The following is an 18,641-nucleotide window of genomic DNA, read 5'->3' on the forward strand; positions in this document are numbered from 1 at the left end:
AATAAGGCTAAAGTAAAGTGACAAAAATACAGGCAAGCATCCCCGCCGAGACCGGCAAACTCGTTGACGAGCGCTACTATCAGGCCGGCGCGACCTGGGAAGACGACACACACCGGTCTCTGAGACGTTCGCGCACGCTGGCCTGGCTCGTCAGCGGCGTCGCGAGTGTGGTTGCGGGGCTGTCGTTGCTGACGCTCGTGCTCATCCTCCCGCTCAAGCAATTCGAGCCCTATGTGATTGAGGTCGACAAGACAACCGGATATCTAGAAGTTGCTCGCGCGCTCAAACCCGGCGATCTGTCGCAGAATGAGGCGGTCACGGCCGCCAATCTCGTTCGCTATATTCGCGCCCGCGAAACCTATGACGCGCGCGAGATCAAGCAGAACTACGATCTTGCGCAGCTTTATTCGACGGGAACGGCGGCCAGGGATTTGACTTGGGCTTACACGCCTTCCAACGCCCAATCGCTCGACAAGGTCTACGGGCGCAACGTCACCGTTTCCGTCGACGTCAAGTCGGTGTCCCTGCTCAACAGCACGACCGCGTCGGTGCGGTTTTCGACCACGACGCGTCGCGAGAATTCTTCCACGACCGACAATTGGGTGGCCGTGGTGAAATTCCGTTACACGACGACGCCGATAAAAAACGAATGGCGCTTCGACAATCCGCTCGGCTTCCAGGTGATGGAATACCGTCGCGATCAGGAGTCGGCGCCGACGGCAGGGAGCGCGCAATGAAGACCCACATTGGGGCCGCCCTGTCCCTGCTGATTTTGCTTGGCACGGCCAGTTCAGCTGCGGCGCGCGACTTTCGTATTCGCTACGTGCCTTTCGACAACGACAATGTGACCACGGTCAATGCCGCGCTCGGCGTCTCCACGATGATCGAGCTCAGCCCGTCCGAAGTCATCGAGACCGTTTCGGCCGGCGACACGAAAGGCTGGTCGATTGTGCCCAAACGCGGCTCGCGCTTTCTCTTCATCAAGCCGCTCGAACGGGACGCCTGGACGAACGTCAACGTCATCACCGACCGACGCGTCTATTCGTTGCTGCTCAAAGCCACGGACAGCGATCGCGACCGTGCGTCCTTCCAGGTCCGGTTCAAATACGCGGATGAGGATCAAGACGCGCGCCTGCTTTCTGAGGCCCAGCAAAGCGCTGCCGATCCCGATCTCAAGAACCTCAATTATGCCGATCTCAACTACAATTACGTCTATGTCGGCGATGATGGCCTGAAGCCGCGCGTCGCTTTCGACGACGGCACCAAGATGTTCCTGGAGTTCACCGGCGACATCCCGGCCATCTTCGTCGTCGACGAAAAAGGTCAGGAATCGCTGGTCAATCAGAGAACCCAGGGAAAATACACGATCGTCGACAAGATCGGCCGGCAATTCACGCTGAGGGCCGACGGCAAAACGCTCTGCCTCTACAATCGAGCGCGGCCGTCCAAGTCGGACCCTGTCTCCGACGTCTACGGGCCGAGGAAGCTGGTGCGCGGGGCCGGCCCCTTCTCTTCCCCGACCGCAAGGGGACGATAGATGAGCAACATCGACTATAACGAGCTTGATGGCGGTCCGACCGTCGCTCGACGCTATGCCGGGGTGGGCGCAAAAGTCGCCATGGTCGCCGCGGGGCTGATTGTGGCGATCGCGCTGATCTGGATCAATTGGCCCCGCGAGCCGCGCTCCCGCGATGCGGCGTCGGATTCTGGCGAAAATTTCAACCCGCCTGAATTTCGCCCGCCGGCGCTGGCCGAGACGCCACAAGCGGCCGACAACACAATCGACCAGATCGTTGTTCCGCCGCCCGCGGAAGGCGAAGCCAGCAAGCAACAGGCCGACAATGTCGATCAGACGGTTGAGCAGGGCGCCGATCTCGATGCGCAGCGGCGCGCCATCGAAGCCCAATTGGCAGCCGAGCAGGCGCGCCGCAAAGCCGAAGAGGAAGATGCCCGCCGCAAGCAAGCGGCTGACGAGGAGGCCCGCCGGAAGGCCGAGGAGGCTGAGCGCCAAAAGGCAATGTGGGAGCGCCTGCGGTCGAACCAGATGATTACGAGTGAGCAACCAAACTCGGCCGCCGGGCACGACCAGCCGGCCCAGGCGCAAATCGCCGCTGACGGTCAGCTTGTTCCGGTTCCGGGCGCCGACAACGATGCGAACAAGGCTTTCCTCGCGCAATCGGAAACACATTCGAACGCGATGGCGAAGGCGCGGGTTTTCCGCCGCACCGATGCTTTGATCCCTGAAGGCACGATGATCCGCGGATTTCTGGAAACCGCCATCAACACCGACCTGCCCGGCATGGTTCGCGCGGTGGCGCGCGAAGACGTCTATTCGCTCGACGGCCGTCGCATTCTGATCCCGAAGGGGTCTCGGCTGACCGGCGAATATCGTTCGGGGATTGCGCGCGGGCAAAAGCGTGTGTTCATCGTCTGGAACCGCGTCATCCGTTCCGACGGCGTGTCGGTCGACATCGCCTCGCCTGGCGCCGACCGTCTCGGACGGGGCGGTCTCGGCGGCCGCGTCGACACGCATTGGCTTGAACGCTACGGCAATGCGATCATGCTTTCCGTCGTTGGCGGCGTTTCGGAATACCTGTCCTCCCTCGCCGACAATGGCAGCGACAGCCAGCAACAGCAGGTGACGACCGTTGACCCGGTCACGGGGCAGACGGTCACGACCACCTATGGCGGCTCCGGTTCGCAACGCGACGCCCGCAGCATCGCCTTCGACAAATCCTCGACGGCGCTGCAACAGCTGGCACAAGAGGCATTCCGCGATACACAGAACATCCCGCCGACGATCTACGTCGACCAGGGCACGCCGATCGTCGTCTTCGTGCGCCGGGATCTCGATTTTTCCGAGCTCTATGCGGATCCGGTAGAAGAGGAGCTGGCTCGACTAAAGCGCGGCGGCAAGCCGGCAAGTGCGCTCGATCCGACGCCGCTCTTCATGACGCCGAAGGCTGAGGCTGATCCCTATTATCCAGGCTACGGGACTCCGGTCAGATGAACGTTGTGCAGCCTGTGCCGAACCCTTGGGCGCGCGCACCGGTGCTGCGCGCCGAACTGGAACCGATCTGGCCCTACATGGAGGAAGAAGCGGTTTCTGAAATCGCCATCAACCGACCCGGCGAAGTTTTCATCGAGCGCCTGGGTACAAAGGAGATGGAGCACGTCGTCAAACGCGAGCTCACCAGAAACTGGATCCGCTCGGTCTCGGTTGGCGTCGCTTCGGCCACCAACCAGGTCGTCAACGAGGTCACGCCGGTACTGTCGGCAGCTCTCCCCTCAGGCGAGCGCTTTCAATGCGTGCTGCCGCCGGCGGCCCCCGATGGCGGCGCGATCTCCATCCGCAAGCAGGTCATCATGGACATGACCCTTGGCGACTACGCCAAGATGGGCGCCTTCGAACAGACCGAGATGGGCAGCGGCCTGGCGCTCTCGGCCGAAGAAAAGCAGCTCGCCGAGATGCTCAACGACAGCTCGCCATTGGAATTTCTGCAATACGCGGTTCTCAATCGGATTTCCCTCATTGTCTCCGGCGGCACGTCGACCGGCAAAACAACCTTCCTCAATGCGTTGTTGAAGATCATTCCCTCTCATGAGCGCATCATAACCATCGAGGATACGCGCGAACTCAAGCCGGCGACAGCCAACACCGTGACGCTGCTTGCCTCGAAAGGCGACCAGGGCCTTGCCAGGGTTACGCCGCAACAGCTGCTGGAGGCGTCATTGCGCATGCGGCCGGACCGGCTGCTGCTCGGCGAGCTGCGCGGTGCCGAGACATTTTCCTTCCTGCAAGCCATCAACACCGGCCATCCTGGTTCGTTGACAACCGTTCACGCCAATTCGGCCCGCTCGGCCTATGAGCGCCTGGCCCTCATGGTCATGCAAAGCAATGTCGGGCTCTCTCGCAGCGAGATCCTTGACTACCTCCGCGAGGTGATCCCGGTCGTCGTGCAAATGGTGCGCGGCGACGGCGGACGCCGCTCGATCAGCGAAATCAAATTCACGAAGGCTGAGACGATCTAACGAGGACGCACAATGGAAAAGATCGCTGGCAGGATTTTCCTGGCGTTGATGGCCATGGTGCTGGGCGCGTTGCTGTTTGTGGTCGCATACGCGGCGACCAACTGGTACAGGACCGGATCGCATTTTCTCTTCGACAGCCTGAATGCGGACCCGCGGCCGGTCTTCGGCTACGCCTGGACGGACCTGAAAGCTGGAAGCTTCGCAAAGCTGCAATACGCCGGCGCCGCGGCCCTATTCGGCTTCGTCCTGCCGCTCGCGATCGCATTCTTGATGCGGCCGCCCAAGCGCAACGACGCGAAATTCATGTCGATGGCCGACGTTCGCCGGGCTGGCCTGCTGAAGCCGAGGGGCATCTTCATCGGACGCGCCGGCGGCAGACTGGTCAACGTCTTTGCCCCGCACCGCGATCGGCGCACCGGCAAATTGCGCCTGACGCGCCCCAGAGTTCGCGGCGGCAAGAAACTTTGGATCGACGGCGATGACGTCGGCGGCTTCGTCATTGGACCGCCAAGGTCGGGCAAGGGCGCGGCGCTGATCATTCCGAATGCGCTGATGTGGCCCCATTCGCTGGTCGTGCTCGATCTGCGCGGCGAGACCTATGAAGCTACGGCCGGCCACCGGGCCACCTTCAGTCAGGTCGTCCGCTTCGCGCCGGCCGACCGCGACGGCAACACCGCCTTCTATAATCCAATGGATTTTATTTCTCTCGATTCGGCTCAGCGGGACATCGACCTGCGCAACATGGCGGCCGCGCTCTTTCCGCGGCCGCCTGCGAACGCCGATCCTTACTGGGTCAACGATGCGCGCCTCCTCTTCACCGGCATTGCCTCTTACGTCATGGAGTCCACGCGGATCGCCGACGAAAACCGCAGCTTCGCCACCATTCTCAAGATCATGAACGGCGCCGACGAGCCGATCCTGGAGTTCCTGGCGAGCCTGCGCGACACCCGCCGGCATGAAGTCTCCGATTTCACGCTGCAGACGCTTCTGCCCTATGCGGATATGGCGGAGAAGCAGTTTTCCGGTCTCTATGCTGGCGTGCGCACCGGCATGGCGCCCTTCCTGAACGAGCGGCTGATGCGGGCAACCGCGCGGAGCTCCTTCGACATCCGCAACCTCAAGACCGAGCGGGTCTCGCTCTATCTCGATTTTCGGCGCGAGCAGATGGCTTCGCTGGGCCCGCTTTTCAATGTGCTCATCACGCAGATGATGAACTTCATGTCCGAATCCATGCCGCGCCCCGGCGAGCACCAGGTGCTTGTCCTGCTCGATGAATTTCAGAACCTCGGCAAGCTCGAGAAGGTCACGGACATGGCCACCGTTCTTGGCGGCCACGGCGTGCCGATGTGGTTTTTCGTGCAGTCGCTCAAATCGGTCGACGAGATCTACCGCAAGGAAAGCCGCGAAACGCTTATCAACGCTGCCCGGGTCCAGATCTTCTTCGGCGCCCAGGAGACCGACGATCTGCGCTACGTTTCCGAGCAGATTGGCGAAACGTCCGAACCCCAGAAGGACGTCACCAGGACGCAGGCGAGCCTTTTCGACACCTATTACACGCGCTCCGTTCACAGCAAGCAAGTGCGTCGGCCGCTGATGCGTCCGGACGAAATTCGCACCATGGACAAGAACAAGGTCGTCATTCTGCCGCGCGGCGAAAATGCAATCCTTGCGACTCGCAATTTCTATTTCGCTGATCGGCAGCTCTCCAGGCGGGCTTTCATGGCGCTCCCGGCGAACGTAAAGCACGCCAAACCAGTCGCTGCCGCCGCTGCCCTCCCCTCTCCGTCCGTCCAGTCGATCGTGCCAGTCGGGCCACGCTACCGCTCCGGCATCACACAGTCGCGGCTGCAGCGCGGTGCAACCTTCGCTGCAAAAATCGGACGTGCCGAGCGGCCAGTCGCTCGTCGTCGCTTGCCCGCCGCGCAAAAGAATGAGCTTGAGGCGACCCATATCCCGTCGGCAACGGCGGCGCCCGTTTCGCCACAGGCTGTCGACTTTTCGGCTTTGGCCGCCCGGGCGGCGTCGACCAGGATCTCGCCGCAAAAAGAGGCCGTGATTGCGGCCATTCTTGCTCAGGCCAAATCCTTCCGTCCGCAGTCGACCGACCCCGAGACGTTCGACCGCAATTTAAGCGTCGTCGCAGAAGAATTGCCGGACGTTGTGGATGCTTAATTCCGCCGACAAGCGTAGCGAGGCGATGTCAATCCATGCAAGGCGGGTTGCATAGGGTGCGGAAACCAGCAGCGAAGCGGCGAACAAACCCGATCGTCGACCACAGTCCGTCGCCGACTGTAATTGGAATGGACAATGTGCTGAGCCGCCAGCAAGCATAAACGCGAGTGGAGCAGATGCGAATCACTTGCTGAAGTGCCGACTGCATTGCACAGTTCTGGCGGGGGGCAGAAGTCACCATGTTGTCAAAAGGTTCTGACTGGCTGCGGTGGGAGCCACATATCCACGCGCCAGGCACCGTTTTGGAAGACCGCTATCCGGCCGAGGGATTTGAGGCCTATCTCAATGCCCTTGAGTCTGCGACGCCGGCGATGCGCGCGATTGGCATCACCGACTATTGCGTCACCGCGTCCTACGAGCGGGTAAAAGCGGCCAAGGATGCCGGCCGCCTGAAGCAATGCGATCTTCTCTTCCCCAATGTCGAGTTGAGGCTCGAGATAGGGACCGTCAGGGGCCATTTCGTCAACATCCATCTCCTCGTCAGTCCCGAGGATCCGGGGCACGTTGAGGAACTGAACAGGTTTCTGCGGCATCTGAAGTTCTCGACCGCGGATGATGAATACAGCTGTACGCCCGACGACCTGACGAAGCTCGGCAAGCGTATGGATCGGTCGATCAGTGACAACGCCTCGGCGTTGCGGGCGGGGGTCACCCAGTTCAAGGTTTCCCGCAGCGGACTGCAGGCAGCCTTCAGGAGCATGGAGTGGGCTCGCGACAACATCATCGTTGCCGTATCGGGCAATGCCGATGGGACCTCAGGCGTCCGGGAGGCCGCCGACCGGGCGGTCAGACAAGAGATTGAAAAATTTGCCCAGGTTATCTTTGCCAGCAGCCCCAAGCAGCGGGATTTCTGGCTTGGCTTAGGCCCTGCAGCAACGCCCCAGGAGATCCAAGACGACTATGGCGCCCTCAAACCTTGTCTATGGGGATGTGATGCCCATGAAATGTCGCTCGTTGGCAAGCCTGCGGAAGATCGCCTTTGCTGGATCAAGGGCAAGGCAACGTTTGACGGCCTGCGGCAGGCCTGTATCGATCCCGATAGGGGCTATGTAGGCCCGAATCCGCCTGCATGGTCATCAGAGTCGCAGACAATCAGTCACATCGAGATTCTGGATGCGCCGTGGGCCCGCACCCCGGCCATCGGCCTGAATCCGGGACTGGTAACCATCATTGGGGCGAGGGGGTCCGGTAAGACAGCGCTTGCCGATATGATCGCAGCCGGATGCGACGCCTATGTTGAGGACGAAGAACGCCCGTCGTTTCTCGAAAGGGCAGGTGAGCATCTGAAGAACGCTAAGGTCTTGGTCCACTGGTTGAGTGGGGAAGCAACTTCGGCGAAGCGTCTGGATCAACCTGGCGCAGACTGGGATAGTTTTCCGCGGGTCCGCTATCTGTCGCAGCAGTTCGTCGACCGGCTTTGCTCTCCAGAGGGCATGCCTCAGATGATCAAGGAAATTGAGCGGGTCATCTTCGAAGCCCACACGGATCGCGACGGCGCGGTGAATTTCCACGAGCTGCTGGAGCTCCGCGCCCAAGGACTTCGGGAATCGCGGCAGCGAGAAGAGTCTGCCATCAGCGCGATGTCTGAACAAATCGCGCTGGAGCGGGAAAAGATTTTGGCCGTCGACGGTCTCAAGAAGCAGATTGCCGAGAAGGAAACCGTCATCAAAGGGTATGAGAAGGACCGATCCGCCTTGGTCCCTTCGACGACCAGCGCTGCGGTCGCCCAAAGGCTCCAGAATCTCCTTAGTGCCGCCGACAAGGTCCGGGGTTACCTCCGGTATTATGCCAAACAACAGGCTGGACTGGAGAATCTTCAGAACGACGTCGTTGATCAGCGGCAGAACCGGGCGCCCCAGCATCTTCGCGACCTGAAAGAGGCACATGCCGCGAGCAAGCTCGATGAAGCTGCTTGGGAGAGATTCCTGCTCGACTTCAGCGGCGATGTGGATGACGCGATCAAAGCGAAAGCCGCCCAGTCCACCAAAGAGCTTGCCTACTGGAAGGGCTCTGCACCCAAGCTGCTGGAAAACGGAAGCTATGTCGCTGACGATGCCGACTTGGTGAGGATCCCCCTGGCGGTTTTGGAGGCGGAGATCGAGCGGATTCAGAAGGTCGTCGCTGCCGACCGGCAGACTGCCGACAAACTTTCTCTCAACGCCAAGCGGATCGCAGAGGAGACCGCCAAGCTTGCTGCTCTGAAAGAGAAGCTGACAGACTGCGAGGCGGCCTCGAAGCGCCGTAGTGATTTGATAGATTCGCGCAAGAAAGGTTACAGGCGCTGTTTTGAGGCCATTCTCGCCGAAGAAGCTGTGCTACGGGATCTCTACGCGCCGCTCATGGTGAGACTGGCCACCCAGGGCGGGACCTTGGGTAAGCTTTCATTCACGGTCTCGAGGGTCGCCGATGTGAAGGCGTGGGCTGACAAGGCCGAGAAGGAACTCTTTGACCTGCGCACCGGCCCTTTTCGGAGGAAAGGCACGCTGCTTGACGATGCCACAAAGGAGCTGAAGGGCGCTTGGGAGTCTCAGGATGCGGACACGATCGCCAGTGCGGTCGAAGGTTTCTGGGACAAACATCGGGAGGAGTTGCTCGAACCGAGCCCCCCGAGATCCAGTGGAACAACGCAAATGGTTGAAAACGTTTGCGCAGTGGCTCTACAGCTCGGACCACATCTCCATCGAGTACGGCATCAAGTACGACGGCGTCGACATCCAAAAGCTTTCCCCCGGAACCCGCGGGATTGTCCTGATCCTCCTGTACCTCGCGTTGGATGATGCTGATGACAAGCCTTTGGTCATTGACCAGCCGGAGGAGAATCTGGACCCCAAATCCATCTACGATGAACTGGTCCCACTTTTCCGGAGCGCTAAGCGCAATCGTCAGGTGATCATGGTCACCCATAACGCCAATCTGGTCATCAACACTGACGCCGACCAGGTGATCATCGCCAACGTCTCGGAGATGAGCGGCAGCGGCCTCCCGGGCATAACCTACCGGTCTGGCGGTCTCGATGAGGCGGATATCCGCAAAACGGTGTGCGACATCCTCGAAGGCGGGGAGGCCGCGTTCCGCGATCGCGCGCGAAGGCTGCAGATCAAATTCTGAGGCTCCCACGAGCGGAAAGGTCTCGTTTCAGCAGCTTTGCGCACAAGGCCTATTTCTCATTGGTCAAACGTCGGAACTGATTGCCGTTGGCGTCATAAAGGATCGTGAATTTCGGTCCCTTGGGGGTGCCACACCTCCAGTGCTGCTACTCGCTGCTGCGTTGCCGATCGAAGACGACGAGGCCTTGAGCGCCCAAGTCAATTGCTGAATTCAGGTATGTTCCTGTCTCGCAACGGGCAGGTTGCGGCCCACATGCTTAGCGCTCGTATTCGTCGTCCTGGCTGCGCTGCGCCTTGCGGTCCTGTTCGTCGGCCCGCCGGCCCTTTTGCTTGGCTGAGTCTTTTTGCTGCTGAACGCGTTGTCGCGCCTTCTCAGCCTGCGGCCCCGAAGCCTCGGGTTGACGCGCATCTTCTCGGGCCGGCAAATCGCGGTCGCGCGCCTCTCTTTGGGGCGCGGCCTCGCCTCCTCCTCCTGCACCCTTTTGCTGCTCGAACTGGAGCCGGGCGAGACGATCGTGCATCTTGTCGTTCACGCCATCGCGGTATTGCTCGAAACGGAGTTGCTCAGCATTGGGAAGCGTGTCCCGCATCCCATCCAATGCTTGATTCACACGCGCCATCTTCTGCCGCATTTCCAAAGGTGTCTGCGCCATTTCTGTAGCTCCTATCAGCCTGGTCAATTCTTTCATGCCGGGATGTGACAAGAACGACGGGGTTAGCCTCGGTCCCCCGTCGTACTTTGAGCGGGCATCTGCCGGCTCCTCGCCTCCCCTACGCGCATGAACCTGGAGGACAGTGTGACCGATCGCCTCGGCCGCGGTCAGCGCTTGGCCGGTCACGCCAGCCGCCCGCATCACGGCGACCGTCTGCTGCCACACGGTGGCAACCGCTCCGCCATTGGCGACGAGTAATCCGCGATCAATTCGACGCTGCTGCTTATCCTCCACGCGCGCGACCGTCTTGCCCCTGATCTGGTAGCGCGGGTCGTCCTTTGCGCGCTTGTAGGCGCCCGCATGTTCCTTCGTATACGGTCGGCTCATTGCGTGATCGTACCGGCGGGTTGCGACCATCGCGATGCCGTGCTCGCGCGCCTTCTCCGCATAGGCTTCCCGCCAGGCATGGAGATCCGCCTTGTAGAATGTCAGCCGCTCGCCGTCGGCCGAGCGCGCCTGCACCATGGCGTGGATATGGACGTGCTTGGTCTCGGCATGGTGTGCAAGCGCGAATTTGTGCCCCGGAGCGCGCTCTTCGAGCACCGCACGGGCGGCCGCCATGATGGCTTGCGCGTCCGTACCAGCCCGGGCCGAGAAAAGCAGGTGATAGGCATTGCGCCGCTCCCGGCCGGAAAGTTTTGGCCGCCATTCCTCAAAAATCGCCGCGGCCGCCGTCGTTGGCTGTTTGCTGGAAACCGCCTGCCCATCCTCGTAGCGAACCTGCTCGTGCGCCCGGATAAATTTTTGCAGGAAGTATTGCGCCTTACGCTCATTGCCGACGGCAGCCGTCACTTCCGCTGCCGCGCGAATGCCGGCCTTCCCCATGGCTTCGTCCAAGCCGGCTTCGATCTTGTCGAGCGCTTTGCTGCGTGAATTTGCCCGCCCGGCGGCTAAGATCTTGGCAAGTGGTCCGGCGCGTTCTCCCGTGTGGCCATAAACGGCGATGCTGTCGCCCGTGCGAGCATAGACGAACGGCTTTGATCCAAAGGCCGTGTTCAACCCCTCGCCAATCGCTTCGTCCGTGACGTCGCCGGCGAGCTCGAACCGCACCTCGATGAAATTCGAATTCTCAAGCTGCGCCTGGAATGTCTCCGTGAATTGGTGCAGGAAGCCGCGACGGTCCTGGGCATTGGCAAGCCCCGGTCCGCTATCGGTGAAGATCTCGATATCGCGCTTCTCGCCCTGTTCATTGGCGCGTGTGCCGATATAGGCAAGCAAGGCGCCCGCCTGTTTGCCATTGGCCGCGCTCGACAGGACCTTGAACACCGCCGGCTGCGCGCCGGCGGCATAGGCTGCTCGCGCCGCAACCGCCCTCGCCTCTCGCGTTGGCCGCGCGAAGTGTCGAGCGGACGGGAGCGCGCCCGACCTTCCGCCGCCCCCGCCACGGCGCCGCCATTCTTCTTCCTCTTCCTTGACGGAGGCGCCGAGTGTGAGGCCGAAAATCGCTATCGCCCCATTTGCGTCGCTGGATGAACGCAGACTCCCGCTGGTGCCCACAGACAGCGGTATCGCGCTGAGCGGTCCTCCTCGACCTGAGGACGAAACAGGTGCCTTTGCGACGCGGGAGCTCGCTCCCCGGTGCTTCGCACTCCCCATCGACGATTGCACGCCAGCCATAGGCGAAGCCACGCGGGCCTGGGTCACGCCACTCGCACGGATGTTCATCGCTTGACGATCGGCCGTCTCCCGGCCAGCCGATTGCAAAAGCTTATCATCGTTAAGCTCCTCGAGATCGCCAGCGCCCGGTATGCGCAAATAGCGTTCGATTTCGGCAGCATATCCGGCGAGACGACCGCTCATGCCTTGACCTCGCTGCGCTTGCGCGGCCTCGCAATCATCGCCTTCAATTCTTCGCGGAACCGACGCACGAGCTCGCCAATGGCGATCAAGGCGCGCTCGAGGTCTTCGTCATACGGCACCCGGCCCTCGTTCATCGCGCGGACCGCCTGGTTGAAATTCACACCGACACGGCGAAGCTGGTCGGTGGCCTCCTCAATGGAAGGTCGCAGCTCCCCCGTCGCCGCCGGCAGAAACCCCGCCTTGGTCCGAACAAGGCGGCGAACGACTTCGCTGACCGTCACCGACTCCCCGTCAGCCATGGCGCGCAGCCGCTCCAGTTCGACGCTTGAGAAGCGCACATGCAGGACTTCGCCATAGCGCCGGGATGCGTTCTGACTTTCTGTTTGGCCGTTGTTGGGTCTCATCTTCAAGCCCGCTTGCGGGCGCTAAGGCCCTTGGGCCGCGCCGCCCTTTTTTCGTGTGTAACACAAAAAAGGCTATCCTGCCAAAGACAAAAAACAACATCACCAAAATATCTTTGCGGTGGTACTCTAAATCACCCCAGCTTTCATTTCCAAATCATCTGCACATGTTGGCAAGGAAACATGCTCCCTCGGAAACATATTGCATCGTCAACTTATCGACAAGCCGACTTAGCGACATGTTTCTTTTTCAGCATGTTACCTTGCTGCGGAATCATCATGCTAACATGGAGGCAGATCGCAACGAGCAGGGAACATGAGCTCGTGCGATCGGGATCGCCGCGACCCCCGTGGGTTAGGTAAGGCGGATAAACCGAGGCATGCGACCGGGGCCAACAGGCACGGCCGACTTGCGCCGGGCCAAGCATCGATGGCGCGGCCTTACCGATGGGCCTCCAGCGTTCTCTGCAACCCTCACCGCGGCGGATGCCGCGGAGCGGGCTGACCTAATCGTTCGGCAGCTTGTGCTTATGGGTCCTGATGTAGTCCTGCACCGCTTGGCGCAGCAGCTCGGTCATGCTGTGGCCGTTGCTGATCGCTAGCAGCTTGAATTGGCGCTGCTCCCCGGCCGTAAGGTAATAGCCGCAGCGCACCATTTCCTCGTCGCGAATCTTCTTGCCGGCAACCGGATCCTGCTTCTGGCCCTGTCGCAGCATTTTGCGGAAGTCCGGCCGAGGTGACGCTGGCGCAGCTTCGGCCTCCGATGCCGCCGCGGATGCGGCGGCAAGCGGCTGCTGGGCGGGATCGGACTTGGGAGCGATGAACATGCTCGGAAGCGCCGGCGGCTCAGTGGAGATCGCTCTCATCATGCGAGCCTTCTTGTCGTCCTGTGACTCCGGGAGGCTCTTGTCGGTCATGCGGCCTGCCTCATTGCTTCGGTGAAGGTCTTCAGGACATCGTCGAAGACCCCTTCACTTTCGGCAATCGCCTTCGCGTCGGGCTGATCTGGGCTGTAGAGTGTCTGGCCGCTTTGCAGGTCCCGATAGGCGACACGGTTTTGCAGCGCATGTTGGGCGATCGGCGTGCCGTTCGCCTGAATGATTGCGCGCAGTTCGCTCAAGGCTCTCGCCTTCGCATCGATGATGGTCTGTTTTGTCAGGACAAACACGGCTGGCAGCGGCCGGCCGCGTGTTTCGACCGCGAGCGGGATGTAATGGTCGGTGATCTGGATTGCGGCGGTCACGTCATCGAGCGCGAAGAAGATCGGCACCACGACGATATCGGAAGCAAATAGGCCGGCCATGAGATTGTCGTTCGTAGTGCCTTCGGTGTCGATCAGCACCACGCTGCGCTCGCCATTATGCAGCTCCGCCGCCTCCAGGATCTCGCGCGGCGTCGTGGCGCTGACGAGCTGGAGTGTCTCGGGACGATTGCCGGCCTCCTTGAGCATCTGGGCCCACCGGCTCATGTTCTGGCGAACGTCGCCGTCGATGAGTGTCACCGCGTAGCCGCGCTTAAGGGCTACGGATGCCAGCGCGCGCAGCAGGGTCGATTTGCCAGTGCCACCTTTGGCGATAGCGGCAGATATGATCATAGCTCGGGGGACCTTCGATGAACCGCTTTTATGCCAACCGCCTGCCCGGCAATTGTCATACCCGAACCCAAAGTGTAGTGTCAATTTATGAGCGATCAACCGGACAGGACAGTGATGTTCAGGGCAGCTTTGGCCGGGATCTCGACGCGCGACGGCTGCGAGGCCGCGCTTGATGCGGCAGCCGCCACGCTGGCATTACAGCGCGCTTGCCTCCGTCGGCATGATGCGCCAGCGCGAGCTGATCTTGATGGTGCCGAACAGTAAGGTGTGCGGAACGGATGATTAGGGCAGTATTGGTGGCCGTAGCGGCGGCGGCGAGCCTTGGCGCCGCCGCTCAAGGTGATCAGTCCAAGGAGGCCGGCAGCAATCCGATGTGGCCAGCGGGACTGCGATGGGATTGCGCCACGGCAGCAAAAATCGTGTGTGAACGCGACGGCTCCTGCAAGGTCGCAAAAGGGGATGCTTCATTCCTGCTCAACTACGACAACAACAATATCGAGTTTGCGAGCGGCGATGTGCGCATCAAGCGGCATTATCAGCAAATGGTGCAGGCAAGCCCTCTGCAAAGCGAGGTCAAGGTGGAGCTTGCCGACAACCGCGTCATCTGGCTGACGGCGGTGGACGCCAGTCGCACCTATTCTGACGCCTGGGTGGGTGCGCTCACTGAATTGAAGGGTGGCGCCGTCCTATTGGAATCCCAAGGCGTCTATTGCACCCCACACAAGTGAGCGCCGCGAACCGGGCCCGCGCCAGGGACGGCACGGCTTCTGTAGCGCCGGAACCGCCAGTGGCCCGTTATCTCCGGCCTCCGCCGTCCCTACGGCGCTATTGGAGGCGCGCTCCGGCTCCGGCTCTTTGGGCATGGGAATTGCGGCGACACAAAAGAAGATGCTCGACGGTCCCGATTGCGGGTCAGATAGGCTCGGTGCCGCTAGCGGGCGATCGCTGCAGGAGGGATTTGGAGGGGTGTACTGATCGACCGCGGAGCTGCGCCGAATCCGGACCTTCGCAAGCAGACGTTCATTGCAGCTGCACCGCTTGCCAGCCATCGGGTCCCCTGGAGAACGCGACAACGCCATCGCCTTCATCTTTCCAGCCAGTGCGAAGCTTGTACTTCACGGTGCATTGCACGCCGGGTCCCACGGCGTTCTTCGAGCACTCTCCGATGCGCAACGTCGCTTGATCAGTGTTCTTTGCTCGCCGGAAAGCGTCCAAAGCCTCGGCCGGCGATGGAATCTCAAGGCCGGCCGCGGCCAATTTCGCACACAGCGGCGGTTCGGACGCAATCGCCGCGGAGAGCTGGTCTTGTGTCGGATAAAGAGCGAGCGTGCCGCTTATGCCGACCAATGTTCCGGATGCCGCCGCCATGATAAGGGCCCCCGCATTGAACATGATCACGGCTTTGGAAAAACGTTGAAGGTCGAGGCGATAAGGTCCGTCGTATAGACCGTCTCACCGTTGCGCTTGAAAGAGTTGTTGCTGATGCGGCCTTCGACCAAGACCACATCGCCGGGCTTGGCGTTCTCCGCCACCCAGGCGGCTTGCTTCTCCTCCAGGATAGTTACCTGGACCCAATCAGTGGCTTCCTTGACATGGCCTTGTTCGTCACGCCAATTGCGATTGGTGGCAATGTTGACCCTCGTGCTTTTGTCGAAGGGCGCTACCGACCCGACATTGCCATGAATGGTGAACCTGTTGACGCTTTTCATCGGGGTAACTCCCTCATTTCCTACCACTAATTTAGCCGCCCGGGGTGACTCGGGATCATGGTCTGCTAAGGTTGAACCAGGTGCGCTGCCGCAGCCCGTTCGCGTCGTCGTATTCGATGTAGTAAGGCTTCGCGCGGCGCGGGCGTTGAATGTCGTAATAGGTGATCGTTCGATCGTTATGTGCTCCGCTGGAGACATGAGGCTGGACCGGCACGGTGCGGTCGCCGAGCTGGATGGTTCCCGTCGGACTTCTGTCGGCCTGACCATGCCGCGCTCCAAAGTTGGCAGGCTGACCGAGATTGCCAGCCGCGATTCGGCACATGCTGGCCTGGCCTTGTCCCGGCCGGTCGCTAGCCGGCGCGTAAGGCATCCACCCCTGCGGGCAGGCCTCGTACGGATCGTAGCCGGCGCCGGACGAATTGGCCTGCGGACAAGTCGGCCACGAAAAGCCCGGCAATCCCATGGCGTCGATCAGCCGATCTATCGGCGGATGACAGGAGGGCGTGCCCTGCCAATCACCAGACAGACAAAGCAGGACCTGGCCGCCCCACTCGGATGCCAATGTTTGGGAGGGAATAGACGCGGCGCCAGCGATCGCGGCAGCGCCCACAACGAGACATTTGAGCATGGTGATGGCTCTTTTTCTCTGAGAGTTTTTGACACTTTACTATGGATTTTGGCCCAAGAAAAGGGCAGACCGAACAGGCGCGTTCGTGCGAATACATAGGTTCATGCTGCCAAACGAAGCGGGCGAGGTGAACAACCCGCTTCGGGACAATATCGCCTGGTTCCTCGAAGCCGAGCGCCGTAAGCGAAAGCTTCGCCATCAACACATGGCGGAACTGTTCAAGACGTCGCCTGGTCAAGGGCTGGCATACCGAACCTACATCCGCACCATGAGAAAACGAAACAACGTGACCCTGCGCACGGTCGAACAGATGGCCCAGGCGCTCGAGGTGTCGATCGCGACACTTCTGGTCGGCGACGCGGCGGTGGAACTATGGGCGCATAAGCTCACCGAAAAATCGATCCGCGCCCGCCTTGCCGCCATTATCGACAGCGAGCGCAAGCGCCGCAACCTGGTCCGCTATCAAATGGCGGAGCTCCTGGGCGTGTCGGAGATCACCTTCACCAAGCTCGAGCGCGCGAGCGGCAATATCAGTGTCGACACGATCGCCGCCGTCGGCGAGGCGCTCGGTCGCGATCCGGCGACCTTTTTGTTTCGGGAACCCGACAGCCAGCATCAACCGGCTTGATGTGGCGCGGCCGATCGCCAAGGCTGCTTTAAAGACAGCCTCGTGCAGCCTTTAGGGGTTCCGCGGCATGCGTGGTTTTGGCGGCTAAGGCGTCAGCCGGTCGGCGATGCGTGACTGGGGAATGGCTTCGGCCCGTCCGGCGGCCAGTCGGATCGGCTGCCAAATGGTCTTCCGCTCTGTTTATTGCGGGAGCTTCCTGTGGACGCCGCTTTTTTGAAGCCTGTCGGATAAAAATTCAGGCCGAGATTGGGCCGAAATTTCGCGATCCAGGCGATCTGGCGACGATGCGCGACAACAATGTGATTGGTGAGGTTCCTGGCTCGCCACTGCCGGCGCTCGGCGACGCGCAGCAAGCCGAGCCTGCTGGCTTTGCGTAGCGCATTGCGAACCGTGGTCGGCCCGACGCCGGCCCGATCGCCAATTTCTTTTACGGATCGGTCGCATTTGCCGTGCTGCCGGCAGTCGCACATGACGATGTAGAGCGCCGCGCTCTCCCCTTCGGTGAACTCGCCGGCGAATTCGGGCCGGATAGCCTGCATGCGAGCGAGACGCCGCTTGCGTCTCCACCGCACGGGATCTCGCAAGCCGCTGGCAGCTTCGCGCCGGCCTCGCTCACTGCGAGGGCGTTGCGGATAACAGGAGCGGGGTAGTGTGCGACCATCCGCAGGGGCCTTCTTGAGGTTGGCGCGTTGTCGCTCAGCCTTCTCGCAAAGCCGCTCCGCATCGGCCTCGCCCAGCAACTCCTCGCCGTAGAGCTTCCATATCTGCCGGTAAAAATCGTCCAGCTCGGCCAATGACCGAATGTTCGTGAGCCATAGGCTCAACGTTGAATAGAGATCCATTTCTTTCCTCTCGCCAGGCCGTGCAAAGCCGTGGCGCGGAAGCGCATTTTTTCTTGCAATGCCGGGAAAGACGGGCTACGGTCTCACAAAATCTTCGGGCGAGATCAGGAGCGCCAACTCCTGTAGCCTATTCCCGGGAAAAAGCCGGCCTCCGCGCCGGTTTTTTTATGCTCGATTTTTCCTCCGTTCAGACTCACTCGGCATGATTGCAAGGAGGAGCATACAAAGTAAAGTATCAAAAAATCCGCGAGCGGGTCATTGAGATCGCCGCCTGACAGACAAGAATCACGCGGGGATGCCTGGCGTTCGTATTTCTTACGGTTTGCCCGAAGCCGCCCCATGGCGCGTCCAGCTATCGATCTGAGGCGCTGAGTAGCTGGGCGATCTGAATGACGCCCCGCTGTTTGCGGGGCGCCATTCGGTGTTCGTCAGTCGCCGTTTTGACGGTTCGGCCGAGACCAGATGAGGCTGTAGCTCTGCCCGCCTTCGTCGGCGACGAGATTGGCGTAGATTGGGGCGGTGAAGCTCGGATCGTCGAGCTTGAGGCCCAGATAGGCGCGGCCCTCGTTGGACTTTTTGGACCAGCCGGCACCGAACTCGACTCGACCAACGAGCACGCGGTGGCTGGGTGCGTTTTCGCCGCTGGCGCGCGTATCGGGGACGATCCGGACCTTCTTGGCCTGGAGGGAAAGCGTGATGATCTCGCCGTTGAATTCTTCGCCGGCCAGCTGGAAGTTGCCGATAGTAGCCATGTTCGTGTGCTCCTGACTGGTTTGTCCGAAGCCGCCCTGTGCGGCCTCGATAGCGGTCGTGAGACGACGGTCCGGCCGACTGCATCCACTGGGCCGCAGCGGAGCGGAGGACGGCGGAAGCCGAGCTTGTTGTCCCGCGAGCAATGCGGCGAAGCCGCAGGGGAAGAAGGTTGGCGAAGCCGTTGCAGGCAAAGGCCGGGCCG

At 61.2% G+C, this 18,641-nt stretch carries 17 protein-coding genes and 1 pseudogene; 9 read left to right on the plus strand and 9 right to left on the minus strand.

Annotated features, from left to right (window positions below; all coding sequences use genetic code 11):
* The first annotated feature begins 17 nt into the window (after window positions 1-17).
* The 6 genes and pseudogenes from AC0L28_RS30255 to AC0L28_RS30280 all read left to right on the plus strand — a co-directional run bounded on the left by AC0L28_RS30255 (window position 18) and on the right by AC0L28_RS30280 (window position 9,372).
* Window positions 18-737, plus strand: coding sequence for a VirB8 family type IV secretion system protein (locus AC0L28_RS30255; RefSeq protein ID WP_473481897.1), 720 nt, complete (start codon window positions 18-20; stop codon window positions 735-737).
* On the plus strand, window positions 734-1,537 hold the full coding sequence (locus AC0L28_RS30260) for a TrbG/VirB9 family P-type conjugative transfer protein (RefSeq protein ID WP_473481899.1): 804 nt from the start codon (window positions 734-736) through the stop codon (window positions 1,535-1,537). The genes AC0L28_RS30255 and AC0L28_RS30260 overlap by 4 nt, the downstream gene beginning before the upstream one ends.
* Window positions 1,538-3,010 (plus strand): type IV secretion system protein VirB10, encoded by a 1,473-nt coding sequence (gene virB10 / locus AC0L28_RS30265; protein WP_473481900.1) that lies wholly within the window; start codon window positions 1,538-1,540, stop codon window positions 3,008-3,010.
* On the plus strand, window positions 3,007-4,032 hold the full coding sequence (gene virB11 / locus AC0L28_RS30270; RefSeq protein WP_473481902.1) for a P-type DNA transfer ATPase VirB11: 1,026 nt from the start codon (window positions 3,007-3,009) through the stop codon (window positions 4,030-4,032). Before virB10 ends, virB11 begins: the two co-directional genes overlap by 4 nt.
* Window positions 4,033-4,044: 12 nt before the next feature.
* The gene (locus AC0L28_RS30275) at window positions 4,045-6,204 is read left to right on the plus strand and encodes a type IV secretory system conjugative DNA transfer family protein (RefSeq protein WP_473481904.1); all 2,160 of its coding nucleotides are present in this window, start codon (window positions 4,045-4,047) and stop codon (window positions 6,202-6,204) included.
* A 239-nt stretch (window positions 6,205-6,443) separates the two neighbouring features.
* Window positions 6,444-9,372, plus strand: a pseudogene (locus AC0L28_RS30280) (TrlF family AAA-like ATPase).
* Window positions 9,373-9,628: 256 nt separating this feature from the next.
* On the opposite strand, the gene AC0L28_RS30285 reads toward AC0L28_RS30280, so the two are convergent.
* Window positions 9,629-11,134: a relaxase/mobilization nuclease domain-containing protein gene (locus AC0L28_RS30285; protein WP_473481906.1), complete on the minus strand. Its 1,506-nt coding sequence runs from the start codon at window positions 11,132-11,134 to the stop codon at window positions 9,629-9,631.
* Window positions 11,135-11,182: 48 nt separating this feature from the next.
* Here AC0L28_RS30285 and AC0L28_RS30290 point away from each other — a divergent pair, with 48 nt between their 5' ends.
* Window positions 11,183-11,557 carry a hypothetical protein gene (locus AC0L28_RS30290; RefSeq protein ID WP_473481908.1) on the plus strand — a complete coding sequence of 125 codons (375 nt, stop codon included), beginning with the start codon at window positions 11,183-11,185 and terminating at the stop codon, window positions 11,555-11,557.
* 323 nt (window positions 11,558-11,880) lie between these two features.
* Here AC0L28_RS30290 and AC0L28_RS30295 read toward each other — a convergent pair whose 3' ends face one another.
* The 3 genes from AC0L28_RS30295 to AC0L28_RS30305 form a co-directional block, all read right to left on the minus strand.
* Window positions 11,881-12,294, minus strand: a complete 414-nt coding sequence (locus AC0L28_RS30295) for a MobC domain-containing protein (protein WP_473481910.1) — start codon at window positions 12,292-12,294, stop codon at window positions 11,881-11,883.
* A 497-nt stretch (window positions 12,295-12,791) separates the two neighbouring features.
* A complete protein-coding gene (locus tag AC0L28_RS30300; protein ID WP_473481912.1) occupies window positions 12,792-13,202 on the minus strand; it encodes a hypothetical protein in 411 nt (136 codons plus the stop codon).
* On the minus strand, window positions 13,199-13,978 hold the full coding sequence (locus AC0L28_RS30305; RefSeq protein ID WP_473481914.1) for a nucleotide-binding protein: 780 nt from the start codon (window positions 13,976-13,978) through the stop codon (window positions 13,199-13,201). Before AC0L28_RS30305 ends, AC0L28_RS30300 begins: the two co-directional genes overlap by 4 nt.
* 197 nt (window positions 13,979-14,175) lie before the next feature.
* On the opposite strand from AC0L28_RS30305, the gene AC0L28_RS30310 reads away from it, so the two are divergent.
* On the plus strand, window positions 14,176-14,607 hold the full coding sequence (locus AC0L28_RS30310) for a hypothetical protein (RefSeq protein WP_473481916.1): 432 nt from the start codon (window positions 14,176-14,178) through the stop codon (window positions 14,605-14,607).
* Between the two features lie 292 nt (window positions 14,608-14,899).
* On the opposite strand, the gene AC0L28_RS30315 is transcribed toward AC0L28_RS30310, so the two are convergent.
* From AC0L28_RS30315 to AC0L28_RS30325, 3 genes are read right to left on the minus strand one after another with little or no spacing between them, the layout of a single operon-like run.
* Window positions 14,900-15,247: a hypothetical protein gene (locus AC0L28_RS30315; RefSeq protein WP_473481918.1), complete on the minus strand. Its 348-nt coding sequence runs from the start codon at window positions 15,245-15,247 to the stop codon at window positions 14,900-14,902.
* A 26-nt stretch (window positions 15,248-15,273) separates the two neighbouring features.
* Entirely contained in the window at window positions 15,274-15,588 is a 315-nt protein-coding gene (locus AC0L28_RS30320; RefSeq protein WP_473481919.1) for a single-stranded DNA-binding protein, read from the minus strand.
* A gap of 55 nt (window positions 15,589-15,643) precedes the next feature.
* The gene (locus AC0L28_RS30325) at window positions 15,644-16,216 is read right to left on the minus strand and encodes a hypothetical protein (protein ID WP_473481921.1); all 573 of its coding nucleotides are present in this window, start codon (window positions 16,214-16,216) and stop codon (window positions 15,644-15,646) included.
* Between the two features lie 103 nt (window positions 16,217-16,319).
* Between AC0L28_RS30325 and AC0L28_RS30330 the strand changes: the two genes are divergently transcribed.
* Window positions 16,320-16,844: a helix-turn-helix domain-containing protein gene (locus AC0L28_RS30330; RefSeq protein WP_473481923.1), complete on the plus strand. Its 525-nt coding sequence runs from the start codon at window positions 16,320-16,322 to the stop codon at window positions 16,842-16,844.
* Window positions 16,845-16,936: 92 nt separating this feature from the next.
* On the opposite strand, the gene AC0L28_RS30335 is transcribed toward AC0L28_RS30330, so the two are convergent.
* Both AC0L28_RS30335 and AC0L28_RS30340 read right to left on the minus strand, forming a co-directional pair.
* Complete coding sequence (locus AC0L28_RS30335) at window positions 16,937-17,686, minus strand: hypothetical protein (protein WP_473481925.1); 750 nt, start codon at window positions 17,684-17,686, stop codon at window positions 16,937-16,939.
* A 428-nt stretch (window positions 17,687-18,114) separates the two neighbouring features.
* Entirely contained in the window at window positions 18,115-18,438 is a 324-nt protein-coding gene (locus AC0L28_RS30340; protein ID WP_292337286.1) for a DUF736 domain-containing protein, read from the minus strand.
* Window positions 18,439-18,641 lie beyond the last annotated feature (203 nt).

Source organism: Mesorhizobium sp. WSM4847 (genome assembly GCF_055811335.1).